We start from the raw sequence: 15,374 nt of genomic DNA on the forward strand, positions 1-15,374 counted from the left end.
CCCTAGGTCTGATCTGTCCCGCGCAAGAGGTCCTGGGGTGAAACAAGGGGACCGGTGGCGCCCTACGGCACCACCGGTCCCCGCGTTCAGCCGTACGTCGTTACGCCGCCGAGCCGCCGAAGCGCTCCTTGTACGTCTCCAGGTCCTCGTCAGTGATCTTGGCGAAGAGGACCGGCGGGACGGTGAAGGGGGTGCCGGCGGGGACGGCGGCCAGGGCGCGGGCCTCGTCGGCCGTCACCCACGTCGCGGTGTCGTCCGCGAGGGCGAACGCCTCGCGCATCGCCTTCGCCGACGCCGGGATGAAGGGCTCCGAGACCACCGAGTAGAGGTGGATCAGGTTCATCGCGGTGCGCAGCGTGAGGGCCGCGCCCTCGGGGTTGGTCTTGATCTCCAGCCAGGGGGCCTTCTCCTCCAGGTAGGAGTTGCCCGCCGACCACAGGGCGCGCAGCGCGGCCGCGGCCTTGCGGAACTGGAGGGCCTCCATCTGGGTCTCGTACTCGGCCAGCAGGGAGGCGATCTCCTCGCCCAGCTTCGCCTCGGCCTCGCCGGCCTCCGCGCCCGCCGGGACCTCCTCGCCGAAGCGCTTCTTCGAGAAGGAGAGCACGCGGTTGACGAAGTTGCCGAGGGTGTCGGCGAGGTCCTTGTTGACCGTGGCGGTGAAGTGCTCCCACGTGAAGGACGAGTCGTCCGACTCGGGCGCGTTGGCGATGAGGAAGTAGCGCCAGTAGTCGGCCGGCAGGATCTCCAGCGCCTGGTCGGTGAAGACACCGCGCTTCTGCGAGGTGGAGAACTTGCCGCCGTAGTACGTCAGCCAGTTGAAGGCCTTGACGTAGTCGACCTTCTTCCACGGCTCGCGCACGCCCAGCTCGGTGGCCGGGAACATCACCGTGTGGAACGGGACGTTGTCCTTGGCCATGAACTGCGTGTAGCGGACGGTGTCGTCGGCCTCGTACCACCACGACTTCCAGTCGCGGCCGTCCGTGTCCTGGTCGGCCCACTCCTTGGTCGCGCCGATGTACTCGATCGGGGCGTCGAACCAGACGTAGAAGACCTTGCCCTCGGCGGCCAGCTCCGGCCAGGTGTCGGCCGGGACCGGGACGCCCCAGTCCAGGTCACGGGTGATGGCGCGGTCGTGCAGGCCCTCGGTCAGCCACTTGCGGGCGATGGAGGAGGCCAGCTGCGGCCAGTCCTGCTCGTGGCGGGAGACCCACTCCTCGACCTCGTGCTGGAGCTTGGACTGCAGCAGGAAGAGGTGCTTGGTCTCGCGGATCTCCAGCTCCGTGGAGCCGGAGATCGCCGAGCGGGGCTCGATGAGGTCGGTCGGGTCCAGGACGCGGGTGCAGTTCTCGCACTGGTCGCCGCGGGCCTTGTCGTAGCCGCAGTGCGGGCAGGTGCCCTCGACGTAGCGGTCCGGCAGGAAGCGGTCGTCGGCCGGGGAGAAGACCTGGCGGATCGCCCGCTCCTCGATGAAGCCGTTCTCGTGCAGCTTGCGGGCGAAGTGCTGGGTGATCTCGCGGTTCTCGGCGGAGGAGCTGCGGCCGAAGTAGTCGAAGGCCAGCGCGTAGCCGTCGTAGACCGCCTTCTGGGCGTCGTGCGCCTGCGCGCAGAACTCGGCGACCGGCAGGCCCCGGTCCTTGGCGGCCAGCTCCGCCGGGGTGCCGTGCTCGTCGGTCGCGCAGATGTAGAGGACGTCCTCGCCGCGCTGGCGCAGGTACCGGGAGTACACGTCGGCCGGGAGCATGGACCCCACCATGTTGCCCAGGTGCTTGATCCCGTTGATGTACGGAAGGGCGCTGGTGATGAGGTGTCGAGCCATCGCGGGCTGCTCCCAGGTCGCTATGTGTATGAACCTTGAAATCGTAGCCGACGTGTGTATGCCGCCCGCTTCCCGTTTTACGGGATGAGAAGCGGGCGGCATCGGGATCTTCCGTGCTTACGGCCGCCAGGCGGCGAGTACGCCCTCGTAGACCTCGGTGTCCGTGAGCTCGAGCGGGGTCGGGCCGGCGTGGAAGAAGGACGTGTTGTCGGTCTTCAGCCTGCGGAGATAGTCGAAGGCCTTGTTGTCGTGCTCCCCGAAGGCGACGAAGGAGAAGAAGACGCCGGGGTGGTTGGCCGCGGCCTCGGTGAGGGACTGGGTGGCGGGGGTCTTGGCGTCGGGGGCGCCGTCGGTCTGGAAGATCACGAGGGCCGGGGAGTCCGGGTCCGTGCTCTTCGCGCGGTGCGTGAGTACGGCTTCCACGGCGGCGTGGTAGCTCGTACGGCCCATGCGGCCGAGGCCGGCGTGGGCCTCGTCGATCCTGGACCCGTGGTCCGGGGTGAGGGTGAGGTCGGTGGTGCCGTCCACCTCGGTGGAGAAGAAGACGACGTGGACCGTGGCCTCGGGGTCCAGGTGGGCGGCGAGGGCGAGGGTCTGGTCGGCGAGGGCCTGCGCGGAGCCGTCCTTGTAGAACGGGCGCATGCTCGCGGAGCGGTCGAGGACCAGGTAGAGCTTGGCCCGGGTGCCGGTGAGGCCGGCCTTGGCGAGGGCGGTGGCGGCGGCGGTGTGGGCGGTGGTGAGGGTTGCGGGGACCGGTGCGGGTGCGTTCGCCTCGGCTTCGCCGTCGGCGGTGGTGGGGTTCCCGTCCGCGTGGGTGGCGGGGGCCGGCGCGGGTGCGTTCGCCTCGGCTTCGCCGTCGGCGGTGATGGTGTTCCCACCCGCACCACCCGTGCGGGTCTCGTCGTCGGGTGCGGGTGCCTCCTGCGGGGCCTGCTCGCCGTCGGCGGCCGCGGGAGCGACCTCCTCGGCGACCTCCGCCTGCGGCTCCGCCGCGGCGACGACGGGCTCGGCGTCCGCCTCCGGCTCCAGGGCGAGGGCGACCGGCTCGGGATCCGGCTCCAGGGCGGCGACCGGCTCGGGCTTCGGGGCGGGGGTGATTTCGGCGGTCGGCTCGGCTTCCGGCTCGGGTGCGGCTTCGGTGGCCGGTGCTGCTTCCGGCTGGGGCTCCGGGGTGGGGGCTGCCTCGGTCTGCGGCTCAGCCTCGGCCAGGGGCTCGGCGGGCGCGGTGGCCTGAGGCTCCGGCTCCGGCTCCGGCTCCGGCTCGGGGTCGGCCTCCGTCATGGCCTCGGCCGTCGGCTCGGGGGCGGCCTCCGTGGTCGCCTCGGGTGCTGCCTCGGCCGTGACCTTGGCCTCCGCCTGCGGCTCAGCCTCGGCCGTGGCCTCGGCGTCTGCCTGCGGCTCGGCCTCGGCCGTGGCCTCGGCGTCCGCCTGCGGCTCAGCCTCGGCCAGGTGCGCGGGCTCCACCTCGGGCTCCGGCGTGGCCTCGGGCTCCGTCACCTCGGCTGCCACCGGCTCGGGGTCCGGGGTGACCGGCTGCGGCTCGGGCTCGATCGCCGGGGCGGTCTCGTTGTCCGCCGGCGTCGTCACCGTGGCTTCGGGCGCCGGGGCGGTGGCGGGCTCGGGGTCCGTCGCCACGGGCTGCGGTTCGGGCTCGATGGCGGTCGCCGCCTCGGCCTCGGGCGCCGTTTCCGGCTCGGCGTCGGCGTCAGCGTCCGCCGTGGTGGCGGCTTCGGCCGTGGGCACGGCGGTGGTCGGCGCTTCGGCCTCGTCCGCCGGGGCGGCTTCGGGCTCGGCCTCCGCCTCCGCAGCGGCAACAGGCTCCGCCTGCGGCTCGGCGGCAATGGCCTGCGGCTCGGCCTCGGGCTCCGTGGCAATGGCCTGGGGCTCGGTGTCCGGCTCCGCAGCGGCAACAGGCTCCGCCTGCGGCTCGGCCTCGGCCTCCGCTGCTGCGGCCTGCGGCTCGGTGTCGGGCTCTGCCGCGGGCTGGGGCTCGGGCTCGGGGGTCGTTGCCGGGGTCGGCCCGGCGGCTGCCGGGGTGGTCTCCTGGTGGGGTTCTGTGCCCTGCCTCGGGACGGCGATGTTCTCGAAGGCCGCCGTGACCAGGTCGTGTTCGCTGCGGGGTTCGGGGACCTGCGGGGCCTGGCCGACGGCGGCGGCGTCGGCCGCGGCGCTGTCGGAGCCGGTGTCGGCGGGGCTCTGCGAAGGTGCTGGAACCGCACTCTCCGCTTCGGCGGGACGGCCCTTGCGTCCGCGGCCGAATGCGTTCCGCAGGAGAGTGAGAATGCCCATGTGCGCAACCCTTCGCGTGAGTTGATGCCGTCGATCCCTGGCCAGGACGGACACGTAAGGTTAGCGGCCCCGGGCCGGGGTTTCGGCCGCTCCGTGACGGGTCAGTGCGGTGTCGCGATGGCCCGGGCGGTGGCCACTTCCTGGCGCAGGGGTTCGAGGACGCTGCCGGCGGGGCCGGTCAGATGGGTCGTCGGGATCGCGGTGAGGGTGTCGGCCCGCCGTACACCCTCCGCCAGTTCACCGAGCTGGCGGGCCAGATGGTGCACCTCGGCCGAGGACGGGGGCGCGGCACCGTGGCGGACGCGGACACGGGCCGCCGTCGTCGCGTCGACGATGCGTTCCACCGCCACGACCAGCGGCCACCACGCGGCGGCCCGGCGGCCGGTGGGCGGGGGTTCGGTCAGGGCCCGCTGGAACTCCGTGCGGATGACGGACAGATCGCGGTAGAGGCGCCGGCGCATCCGGGCGCGGGCCGCAGGGTCGGTGTCCGGGCCGAACGCCGCCTCGACGTAAGCCGCCGTGTCCGCCACCGCGTCCGCCAGCCGGTCCCCGACCCGGGTGCGCCAGCTCTCCGGCCAGAGGAGGTAGCCGGCGACCAGGGCGATCGCGCAGCCCATCAGCGAGTCCAGCAGGCGGGGCAGCAGCAGGCCGGTGCCCTGGTGGTTGAGGATGTCGGAGACGAGGAGGATCACCGGGGTGATCGCCGCGGTCTGGTAGCCGTAACCACGCGGGGTGAGCACGGGGACGAGCGGGGCGAGGAGCGCCATCGTGGGCACGTCCCACCAGCCGATCGGCACATTCGCCAGGACGGCCGCCGCGAGCACCAGCCCCACGACCGTGCCGAGCGCGCGCAGCAGGGCCCGGGAGAAGACCGAGCCGAAGTCGGGTTTGAGGACGAAGGTGATGGTCAGGGCGACCCAGTAGGAACGGGGTACGGGGATCAGCGAGACCAGGGACTGGGCGAGCGCGATGCACAGGGCCAGGCGCAGGCCGTAGCGCCAGGAGTTCGCGGACAGCATGACGTTGCGGGCGGCGAGGGCGGTGCGGACACCGAGTCCGGCGGGCCGGCCCAGACGGTCGTCGATGCCGCGCGGGTCGACGTCGGGCGCGGTGACGACGTCGGCGGCGTGCCGCAGTGCGTGGTCCACGGCCCGGGAGGTCTCGGTGACGGGCAGGGGCAGGTCCGGCAGCTCCAGATGCCCGGTACGGCCGGTCTCGACGGCGTCGGCCATGCGGCGCAGCGCCTCGGCGACCCCCGGCGGGAGCGGCCGGCCGGTCAGGTGGACGGCGGGCGCGGCCTCGACGACCGGTGTGATCGCGTTCAACTGGGCCAGCAGCCGGGTCAGTTCCTGGCTGCGGCCGTGGTGGCGGGCGCGGTGGGACAGGATGAGGTCGTACGACTGGTTCAGCGCGCGGGTGACGTCGAAGCGCTTGCTGATGTACCGGTCCGGGCTGCCGCAGGCCGCCAGCAGATCGGCCGCTTCGCGGTACGCGGCGGCGACCGAGGACCGCTCCGGTACGCCCGCCCTGAGCGGCCAGCCCAGCAGGGCCAGGAACAGCACGAGCAGGCCGCCGCCGGTCATCAGCACCGGAGCCACCCACCAGGGGTGGGGCAGCGGCAGGCCCGCGCCCACGACACAGTTGAGCAGGAGCAGCAGCCCCGACACCGAGGCCACCGCGCCGATCGTGGAGATCATCCCGGAGACGAGGGCGACGGCGGTGACGATGCCGACGGCGTACCAGCCCTGGCCGTAGGACAGCGTGCCGAGGATGACGCCGACGGCGCCGACCAGCTGGGGGATGGCGATGAAGATGACGCGCATCCGGTAGGCGTCGGCGGTGTCGCCGATCACGCCGTTCAGGGCGCCCATGGAGGCGAGCGCGCCGTAGGCGGGGTGTCCGGTCGCGAAGCCGATCGCCAGCGGCAGGGCCATGGCGATGGCGGCCCGGACGGCCGCGGCCCAGTTCACGGGTGCCTGCTGGGGGCGGAGGTTCCGCACCAGCCAGTCGGGAGGGGTGAGACCGACGGGGAACTCGCGGGACATGGCCCCATTATCGTCGGGCCGGTCCGGGCGCGCCGGGGCACCGCACCGGACGTCGCGGCCTGATCCACGAAGATCGGGGAGACACCCCCTGGGGAGCGTCTCCCCGCCCCTAGACCGGTTCCCGTGTCTCCAGCGACTCCAGGAACAGGGCGAGCTCCCTGTTGAACTCCTCCGGCCGTTCCAGGTTCGGCAGGTGCGCCGCCTTCTCCACGACACGCAGACGGGAGTCCGGGAGGACCGCGTGCATCGCCTCGGCGTCGGACACCGGGGTGAAGGTGTCGTCGGCGCCGGCCACGACGAGGGCCGGTGCGGTGAAGCGGGCCAGCACGGGACGGTAGTCGGGGCGTTCGGCGCGGCCGCGCAGGGACGCGGCGGCGCCCTGCGGGGAGGTGGCCGTCATCATGCGGTGCACATGGGCCTTGACGCGGGGGTCGGCGCAGGGGGCGACCATCTTCTCCAGGACCTCGTCCGCGTAGCCGCGCATGCCCTCGGCGAGCAGCCGGTCGGCCATGGCGCCGCGGGCACGCCGCCCCTCGGGGGTCTCGGGGTCGGCGAAGGTGTCCGCGAGGACCAGGCCCCGGACGCGGTCGCCGAGGAGGTCGCCGGCCTCCATGGCGATCTGGCCGCCCATGGACAGCCCGGCGAGCACGAAGCCGTCCACGCCGAGGAAGTCCAGCAGCTCCCCGATGTCCCGGGCGTGCCGGGAGAGCCGGACGGTGCCGGGCGTCACCGGGGAGGCGCCGTAACCGCGCAGGTCGGGGGCGATCACCCGGCGGCCGGCGGAGAACTCCGCGATCTGCGGGTCCCACATCGTGCGGTCGAAGGGGTGGCCGTGGACGAGCACCAGCGGGAGGCGCCCCGATACGGGGCCTTTGTCGGCATAGGAGAGGAAGGGGGGCATGTGGCCGACCCTAGGGTTCGCCGGCTTCTCGGTGCAATGAAATCTTTGCCCTCGGTGCAATCCAAGTCGCCATGCGAAAAGGGGTACTTGTGACGGACTTCCGGCTGGTCGCCGACCGGATCGCCGCCGACATCGCCGCCGGCCGGCTCCGCCCGGGACAACGGCTGCCGCCCCAGCGGGCGTTCGCGCGCCGCAACGGGATGGCGGCCTCGACCGCGGAACGGGTGTACGGCGAACTCGCGCGCCGGGGGCTGGTGGTGGGCGAGACGGGCCGCGGGACGTTCGTACGGGCCACCGAGCCGGACGCGCAGCCGGGGCACACCCTCGCGGAGGCGGCCGCCGACGCCCCGCCCGTGAACCTGGAGCTGAACTACCCGGCGGTGGAGGGCCAGTCGGAGCTGCTCGCCCCGGCCCTCGCGTCCCTGCTGCGGCCGGACGCGCTGGCCGAGGGGCTGCACCGGCCCGCGCCCGCCGCCGGGACCGCCGCCGCCCGGGAGGCGGTCGCGGGGCTGCTGGCCACCGGCGGGTGGCGGCCCTCCCCCGACGGGATCCTGTTCGCCGGGAACGCCCGTCAGGCCGTCGCCGCCACGCTCGCCTCCCTGGTCCGGCCCGGCGGCCGGATCGGGGTCGAGGAGCTGACGTATCCGCTGGTCAAAGAGATCGCGGCGCGCCTCGGTGCCGTCCTCGTCCCGCTCGCCCACGACGAACGCGGACCGCTCCCCGGCGCGGTCGCCGCCGCCCACCGCGCCGCTCCCCTGTCCGCGCTGTACCTCCAGCCGACCCTGCACAATCCGACCTCGCTGACCATGGACACCGCCCGGCGCGCCGAGCTGGCCGAGGTCGTCCACACCCTGGGGACACCGGTCGTGGAGGACCGCGTCTGGTCCTTCCTGCACACGGGCGACGAACCGCCGCTCGCCGCGCTCGCGCCCGGCCTCGTCCATGTCGTCGACGGGCTGTCCAAGCGGGTGGCGCCGGGGCTCACGGCCGGGTTCGCCGTCGTACCGGCCGCCCGGACCGAGGCGGTGGGGCGGGCCGTGCGGTCCGGCGGCTGGAGCGCGGGCGCCTTCGCGCTGGAGGCGGCCGTACGGTGGATCGGGGACGGGACCGTGGACCGGCTGGCCGGGGCCAAGCGGCGCGACGCGCGGCGGCGGCAGCTGCTGGCCGCGCGGGAGCTGGACGGCTTCGACCTCAGCTCCGCCCCCGCCTCCTGCTTCGTCTGGTGGCGGCTGCCCGCGCCCTGGAGGGCCGACACCTTCACGGCGGCGGCGCGGGCCCGCGGCATCGCCGTCACCCCGGGCACCGCCTTCCCGGCCGGCCCCGGCCGCACCCCCGACGCGGTCAGGCTCGGGCTCGGCTCGGTGACGGAGCCGGTGCTGGTGCGGGCGCTGCGGGACCTCGCGGACGTCGCGCGGGGCGCAGCCGCCGGGTGAGCCAGGTGACCAGCGCGACCGTGAGGCCGAGACCGAGCAGGAGCCAGGCCGCGGTGCGCAGGGTGCCGGTCAGGGCGTCGTAGACCGCGCCCGCGGCCGGGTGGGGGATGCCGGAGGGCAGGTCGGTGAGGGTGAGGCTGCGGCCGATGGTGAGCGCGAGGGCCAGCAGCCCGCCGCCGAGCGCGGCGCCCAGGGCGGTGGCCACGACGGCGCGGCGGCGGTGCACGGCGAGGGCGATCCCGGCGGCGGCGAACGCGACGGCCGCGACCGGCAGCCAGAATCCGGCGACTTCGAGCACGTGGAACCCCTTCCGGAGATGGTGCAGTTCGCCCGCCGAGAGCACCGACACCGCGGTGTGCTCCACGGGTATGCGGGCGGCGAGCGGCACATGGTCCTCGGTGAGCTGCCGCTTGACCTGGGCGGTGACGGGCGCGAGGTCGACGGTCACGGGGCCCCTGGCCGCGTTCTCGTCCCCGTCCTCCTCGCGCAGGGCGCGCAGCACCGCGTCGTGCGTGATCCGGTTGCCGGTGTCCCAGGCCATCCGGAAGGCGCGGGTCTGGGTGAAGGAGCGCACCGCGTCGTGCACGAAGGGGGCCACGGAGCCGCGCACGGGGCGGACGTCCATGTGCTGGTCCACCTGGCGCAGGATGTCGTCCCCGACCGTCTCCGCGACGGCCTCCCGCACGTCCGGGTCGGCGGCCAGCGGGGCCAGCGTGTCGACGTAGCGGCCGGTGTCCGTGAGCGTGTACGCACCCCAGGCCGCGAGTGCGCCGAACGGCACGAGCAGGCAGGCCAGCGCGATCAGCGCGGCCGACACGATGCTCCGGGATCGGGGGGACACCCTTCCAGGCAACGGTCCCGGGCCCGCGCGCGCGAGCGGGGTGCGTGCGTTCGGGCGAGAGGCCGGGCCGGACGGCCGCTCCCTCCGGCGGATCCGGGGATTCCGGTCTCCGGTGGAGGGTTCACCCGAACGGGTGTTTCCTGGTGCTGGGGAAGCGGCGGGAGCGGCGGTCCCGTCCACGCTTCCCCCGATGTCCCCATGCGTCCCCTCGGGCCCGCGGTTCGCGGCCGCAGCGGCGACCGGCCCTGTCGCGCGGTCCGCGTTCCCGGAGCGGGCCGGGACGCCGCCGGGCGGGTGGAGCGAGCCCGGCGGCCGGCGAGGAGGGAAACACAGGGGAGTGCGTGGGCCCCGGCCAGGTGGCCGGGGCCCACGCGCGGGTCGGGTGGCTGCGCCCGCAGGACGCGCCGACAGGGCGCCGGCACCTCCTGGGGGCTCCTGGCGGACTCGTCGTCCCGCCGCGCCCCCTGGTGCACTCGTCGTCCCGCCGCTCCCTCTGGGGTGCTCGTCGTCCCGCCGAGCGCCCCCTAGTGGACTCGTCGTCCCGCCGAGTCCTCGCGGGTGTAGAAGCGGTAGAAGAAGACGACGAAGGTGGCCGCGGCGATCAGCAGCGAGATGCCCACCGCGCGGTACATCGAGTCGCCGGTCTGGCTGTAGAGGAAGCCGAACGCGCAGCCCACGAACACCGCCCACATCAGCGCGTGCGCCTCGCGCCGCACGTGCGGGATCGCGGTCAGCAGTGCGATGAGCGCGACGGCGAACACGATCGCGGTGACGAACCCGAACAGCACGTTCCAGCCGGTGATGGGGCCGCCGCTGCGGCGGTTGGACGCCGCCCAGTAGCCGTAGACCAGCGCGAGCAGGACCGGCACCACGATCCGGCCGAGCCGGTGGGTGCGTGCGTCGAAGACGTCGGGCGGGCGCCGGGTGAGGGCCGGGACCGCGCCGGCGGCGCCGGGTGCGCGGCCGGTGCGGGGGGTGCCGCCGGGTGCGGGTGCCGCATGAGCCATGAGAGCACTCCTCTCGATCCTGCGTGCCCCCTGTGAACTGCTCGTTCCGTCGGGGACCGCTCGTCCCGTCGCCCCCGCCTTCCAGGGCACACCTGGGGTGGCGGCCCGGCAACTCGGCCGGACCCGGGCGACCCCGGCTGCGGCCCGGCAACTCGGCCGGTCCCGGGCGACCCCGGCTGCGGCCCGGCGACGGCCGGGACCCGGCGCCCCCGGCTGCGGCCGGCGATTCCGTGACCCGGGCGGCCGGGCCCGGATGCGGCCCGCGCGCCCGCGTGTTTCGCTGAGAGGCATGGAGGGCTGCCCGGCGTGACACAGATGGAGTACCGGCGTCGGCGGCAGGTGTTGCGGGTGCGCGGCCACAGCGTGGCCTGGGTGCCGCCCCTCCTGCTGCTCGCGGCCATCGTGCTGGTGGACTTCGAGACGGGCGAGGACTTCCGGATCGTCTCCTGGATCGTCCTGGTGCCCGGCATCGCCGCCGCGCTCTGCGGCGTGTGGACGACGGCCGTGTTCGCCCTCCTGTCGCTGATCACCTACGTCGGCGTGGACACCGCCTACCCCGACCAGTACCGGGCCGGCACCACCGACTTCGCGCTGGTCGCGGTCGGCGGGGCGCTGGCCGTGCTCGCCGCGGCGGCCCGCGTGCGCCAGGAGCGGCAGAGCCTGCACATGCAGGACATCGCCGAGACCACCCGCCGTACCGTGCTGCGCCCCCTGCCGCCCGACTGGGGCGGTCTGGAGCACGCGGGGGTCTATCTGGCCGCCGACAGCGACGCCCGCGTGGGCGGCGACTTCTACGACATCCAGCCCGGCCCGCACGGCACCCGCGTCCTCGTCGGTGACGTGCAGGGCAAGGGGCTGGGCGCGGTGGCGACGGCCGCGGCGCTCCTCGGCACCTTCCGCGAGGCGGCCTACCACGAGCCCGACCTGGCGACCGTCGCCGAACGGCTGGAGGTGCGCATGCACCGCAACCACGCCCACGTCTCCGCACTCGCCGGCCAGACCGGTGACGACGACGGCGCCGGGGACACCGGTGAGGCCGGCGACCGGTTCGCCACCGCCGTGCTGCTCGGCTTCCCCGAGGACGACCCGGAGGCGGTCGAGCTCGTCAACTTCGGTCACGAGCCCCCGCTCGCCGTCGGCCCGCGGGGCGTGCGCGCGCTGCCCTGCGGCGACGGACTGCCCATCGGACTCGGCGACCTCACCGGGGTCCGGCCGCCGGTGCGGCGGGTGCGCCTGGGCCTCGACGAGACGCTGCTGATGGTGACCGACGGGGTGACCGAGGCCCGCGACCGCGAAGGGGAGTTCTACCCGCTGGCCCGCGAGATCGCCCGGGTGGTCGCGGCCGACCCGCGCCGGGCCGAGCCCAGGCGCCTGGTGCGCCGGGTCCGCGACGGCGTGGTGCGGCACAGCCGGGGCCACCTCGGCGACGACACCACGGTGTTCGCCGTCCGGCGCCTGGCCGGGAGGGACCCCGTACGAGGGCGTTCGCAGGTCTGAGGCACGTCTTCGCGGCGTCAGCGGCTACGGTGCTGACGTGCAGGACCCGCGCGGGGCTGTACGGCGATCCACAGGGGGAGGGACGATGCCCGGAACCGTGCTGCTGCTCGCGGCCTCGCCACTGGGCCGGGGACGGCTGGTGGACGCGGCCGGCGTGCTGCCCGTCCTGGCGGCCGTGGCCCCCGGAATACTGGCGGGCACCACCACCGCGAACGTGGTCGAACTCGCGGACCCGCTCGACCCGCAGGCCGTGCTGACCCGGCTCCGCGCGGCCGCCGCCGCGTCCGGACCGCTCACCGTCTATCTCACCGGCCAGCTGCACCTGGACCGCCGCCAGCGGCTGCCCCATCTGGCGCTCGCCCGCACCACACCGGCCAGCGTCCGCTACACCGCGCTGCCCTGGCACTGGATCAGGGAAGAACTGCGCCTGCGCTCCGCCGCGGACACCGCGCTCCTCGTCGACCTGCACGCGGACGCGGAGACCTGGCGGCAACTGGCCGAGCGGCCCCTGGACTGCGGACGCACCGCGGCCGTCTACGGCCGCATCGCCCCGCCGCCCTCCGTCCGCCGGGCGCCGGCCGAGCCGTCGTACATGAAGGCCGTGGCGACGCTGCTGCGCAGCGGTCACCGGCCGCCGCTCGACCGGCTGCACGAGCAGGCGCTCGCGCGGATCGCCGACCAGGGCGCGGCGGGCCGGGACATGCTGCTGGCCGGCCCCGGGGGCTACGCGCCGAGGCCGCCGTACGCGCCGGAACGGCCTCGCCCGCATCCCGCGCAGGGCGGCCCGGCCCCGCAGGGCGGGCCGGCCGAGCCCGGTGGCGTGTACGGCGGGCCGGTGCCCGCCGAGCCCGCCGGTGCCATGGATCCGCACGCCGCGATCAGCGCCGCCGTCCGGTCCGGGCGGCACGGCGAGGCCGACGGGATCGCCGCGCGGTACGAGCACAGCGTCGTACGGGCGTACGGCCCCGCCTCCGACGAGGCGCTGCACTGGGCCGAAGTACGCGCGGACCTGGCGATGTTCGCCGGGGACACGGTGGGCAGCTGCCGGGCGTGGCTGCGGATCGCCGGGGTGCGGCTCGCGGCGGGGCAGCCCATCGACGCCCCGGCCGTGGAGGCGGCCGCCGACCGGGCGCACCACCAGTGGGGCCGGATCGGCGACCTGGCGCGGGCCCGCGAACTCGGACCCGAACTGGCGGAGCTGAGGCAGCGTGTGCCCGGCCGCCGGGAGGGCGCGCTGGAGAACGTCCAGCGGCAGCTGCGGCAGCTCCAGGCGCGCTGACCTCTCTCGACGGCCGCCCGCCGGGTCCGCCCGCTCACCCGGCCGTCAGGCGGGCGGGCAGGTGGGACCGGCGGCGGAACCGCCGGGCCGCCCCCCTGCCCGGCCCGTCCGGGGCTACCAGGTGTATCCCTTCTGGACCTTCATGCAGCCCACCTCGTCGCCGTGCTGCACCGCCGCGCTGGCCGGGGGCCGGTCCGGGGTGACGGTCTTCGGGTAGGCGTCGCCGGTGCGCCAGTCGGCGCCGACGGTCAGGGTGACGCCCGAGACACCGGTCGACTGGTGGACGCGGCCCGACGGGATGCCGAGCGCCTCGGCCACCGCCTGCGCGTCCCCCTCCAGGTCGGCGCTCGGGAACTGGACGGAGGTGTCGGCCCCGGAGGCGGCGGTGCCGTCCTGCACGGCCCTGGTGAAGCCCTTGCCCTGGAGGACCTGGACGACCGCGCCGGCCCGCCCGGGGACCTGGGCGAGGGTGGCGGACCCGGTGCCGTTGCGCACCTGCACCGCGATGTCGGCCTGCGCGGCCGCGGTGTCCTGCGACGGGTCCTGCGGCTGCTGCGCCGGCTTGGGCGTGGACGCGCGTCCGTCCATCGGGGCGTCGTCGATGATCATCGAGAGCACCTGTTCGGCGTCGCCGGGGGCGGGGATCCGGCGGTCGGGGTCCTGCGGCCATTCCACGACGGGCAGCGTGGTCGTGGTGATCCGCTCGGTGGGCACCTTCTGCATCTCGCCCATGAGGTCGTACAGCTTCTTGATGGTGCCGAGGCCGTCGTCGACCGTGAGCGCCTTGGTGGCGGCCTCGGCGAGCGCCCGCATCTGGGCGGGCTTGTCGATCCGCGCGTTCTTGCGCAGCTCGCGGGCCATCGAGTTCATGTACATGTGCTGGGCGTGGGTGCGGCCGATGTCGGTGCCGTCCTCGAAGCCGTAGCGGGTGCGCAGCCACTGCAGGGCCTGGACGCCGGTGACCCGGGTCTCGCCCTTGCGCAGCTTCAGGCCCGAGCCGTGGCGCGACCAGACGTTCTGGTCGACGCACACCGGGACACCGCCGATGGCGTCGGCCATGTCGACCACGCCGGAGAAGTCGACCATCATGAAGTGGTCGATGTGTACCTGGTGATGGGTCAGTTCCGTCCAGGCCGCGACGGTGCAGCCCGGACCGCCGCGCTCCAGCGAGCGGTTCGCCATGGCCAGCGGGAGCGCGTCGTACACGTGCCCGTTCTTCGGGTCGGTGCACTTGGGGATCGGGATCATGGTGTCGCGGGGCAGGCTGACCACGGACATGTTGGTGCGGTCGGCCGACAGGTGCACCAGCATCTGCACGTCTGCCAGGGGCGGCCGGCCCACGTCGTCGCGCGAGCCGCCGAGCTTGAGGTTCCGCGCGGTGTTCCGGCTGTCCGAACCGATCAGCAGGATGTTCAGCGGCGTCTGGCCGGCGGCGTTCGGCGCGGCCTCGGGGGCGGCGGAGTCGCCGAGGTTCAGCCGGGCCTTCTTGATGTTGTGGTTGAGGTGCTCGTAGTAGAAGTAGCCCGCGCCGGCGGTGCCGAGGACCAGGACCGCCAGGCTCGCCGCGGACCACCTGAGTATCCGGCCGGCGCGGCGGGACGATCTCTGCCGCGGGCCGCGGCCCCGGCCGTCCTCGCCCTTGTCCTTCCCCTGCCCCTCCGGCCCGGTGGCCGGCGTCACGGCCGCCTCCGTGTGCACGCTGCTGTCCGTCATCTCCGTGCTCTCCCCACCCCTGGCCTGTGGCCCCTGGCCCGGCCCCGAAAGGCATCCCGTTCCGGTGGCCGGGCGGCACGCCACGGCTCGCACGGACGGGACGGTTCACTCTGAACGCGTAAGTCTTGGACGCGCCGTGACGGCGGACGGTTCACTCTCGTACGACCGGTCGACCGGCCTCGTCCGCTGAGACGGCGAACGACTCCTGGCCCAAGTTGTGTCAGAGAGTACGCGTCCTTCCTGAGCGCCGGTGCCGCGGGCGGCGCCGAGGGCGGCGCGGGAGCAGGGGGAGCGCCGGGGCGGCCGTCAGCGCGGGGCGTGCCGGGCCGCCGGCGGGGGCGCGGGGGTGTCCGACGCCCGGGCGGGAACCGCGGCCGAGGCCGCGATCAGGGTCCCCACGGCGATGACGGCGGCCGCCACACCCCGGGCCACGGGTGTCCTGACGCCCGCGGAAAGCCGGAACGGGGAAAGGGTGCCTGGGCGTCCGGGGTGAGCGGAAGTACGTCCGAGCACGGCGACCTCGCAATGACAGCGGCGTATCAAGCATGCTTAA

10 protein-coding genes are annotated in these 15,374 nt (G+C 74.6%); 3 read left to right on the forward strand and 7 right to left on the reverse strand.

The genetic code is table 11. The features are described 5' to 3' along the window. Positions 1 to 100 precede the first annotated feature (100 nt). The 4 genes from metG to ACIPRD_RS29725 form a co-directional block, all read right to left on the reverse strand. Positions 101 to 1,816, reverse strand: a complete 1,716-nt coding sequence (gene metG / locus ACIPRD_RS29710) for a methionine--tRNA ligase (RefSeq protein ID WP_401567468.1) — start codon at positions 1,814 to 1,816, stop codon at positions 101 to 103. 117 nt (positions 1,817 to 1,933) lie between these two features. Then, on the reverse strand, positions 1,934 to 4,105 hold the full coding sequence (locus tag ACIPRD_RS29715) for a VWA domain-containing protein (RefSeq protein ID WP_401567469.1): 2,172 nt from the start codon (positions 4,103 to 4,105) through the stop codon (positions 1,934 to 1,936). Between the two features lie 101 nt (positions 4,106 to 4,206). Further along, positions 4,207 to 6,150, reverse strand: a complete 1,944-nt coding sequence (locus tag ACIPRD_RS29720; RefSeq protein WP_356401897.1) for an FUSC family protein — start codon at positions 6,148 to 6,150, stop codon at positions 4,207 to 4,209. Positions 6,151 to 6,259: 109 nt separating this feature from the next. Next, the gene (locus ACIPRD_RS29725) at positions 6,260 to 7,051 is read right to left on the reverse strand and encodes an alpha/beta fold hydrolase (protein WP_401567472.1); all 792 of its coding nucleotides are present in this window, start codon (positions 7,049 to 7,051) and stop codon (positions 6,260 to 6,262) included. Positions 7,052 to 7,140: 89 nt separating this feature from the next. Here ACIPRD_RS29725 and ACIPRD_RS29730 point away from each other — a divergent pair, with 89 nt between their 5' ends. After that, entirely contained in the window at positions 7,141 to 8,484 is a 1,344-nt protein-coding gene (locus tag ACIPRD_RS29730; protein ID WP_401567475.1) for a PLP-dependent aminotransferase family protein, read from the forward strand. Here ACIPRD_RS29730 and ACIPRD_RS29735 read toward each other — a convergent pair. Continuing rightward, positions 8,393 to 9,325, reverse strand: a complete 933-nt coding sequence (locus ACIPRD_RS29735; protein ID WP_401567477.1) for a hypothetical protein — start codon at positions 9,323 to 9,325, stop codon at positions 8,393 to 8,395. The two genes, ACIPRD_RS29730 and ACIPRD_RS29735, sit on opposite strands and share 92 nt — an antisense overlap. A 524-nt stretch (positions 9,326 to 9,849) precedes the next feature. Further along, a complete protein-coding gene (locus tag ACIPRD_RS29740; RefSeq protein WP_356401888.1) occupies positions 9,850 to 10,332 on the reverse strand; it encodes a hypothetical protein in 483 nt (160 codons plus the stop codon). A gap of 315 nt (positions 10,333 to 10,647) precedes the next feature. Between ACIPRD_RS29740 and ACIPRD_RS29745 the strand changes: the two genes are divergently transcribed. Next, positions 10,648 to 11,829, forward strand: a complete 1,182-nt coding sequence (locus ACIPRD_RS29745) for a PP2C family protein-serine/threonine phosphatase (RefSeq protein WP_356402430.1) — start codon at positions 10,648 to 10,650, stop codon at positions 11,827 to 11,829. A gap of 85 nt (positions 11,830 to 11,914) precedes the next feature. Beyond that, a complete protein-coding gene (locus ACIPRD_RS29750) occupies positions 11,915 to 13,108 on the forward strand; it encodes a hypothetical protein (RefSeq protein WP_401567480.1) in 1,194 nt (397 codons plus the stop codon). Between the two features lie 114 nt (positions 13,109 to 13,222). Here ACIPRD_RS29750 and ACIPRD_RS29755 read toward each other — a convergent pair whose 3' ends face one another. Then, complete coding sequence (locus ACIPRD_RS29755) at positions 13,223 to 14,821, reverse strand: LCP family protein (protein WP_401567483.1); 1,599 nt, start codon at positions 14,819 to 14,821, stop codon at positions 13,223 to 13,225. Positions 14,822 to 15,374 lie beyond the last annotated feature (553 nt).

It is taken from the genome of Streptomyces sp. NPDC090108, from assembly GCF_044747185.1.
Classification (GTDB): Bacteria; Actinomycetota; Actinomycetes; order Streptomycetales; family Streptomycetaceae; genus Streptomyces.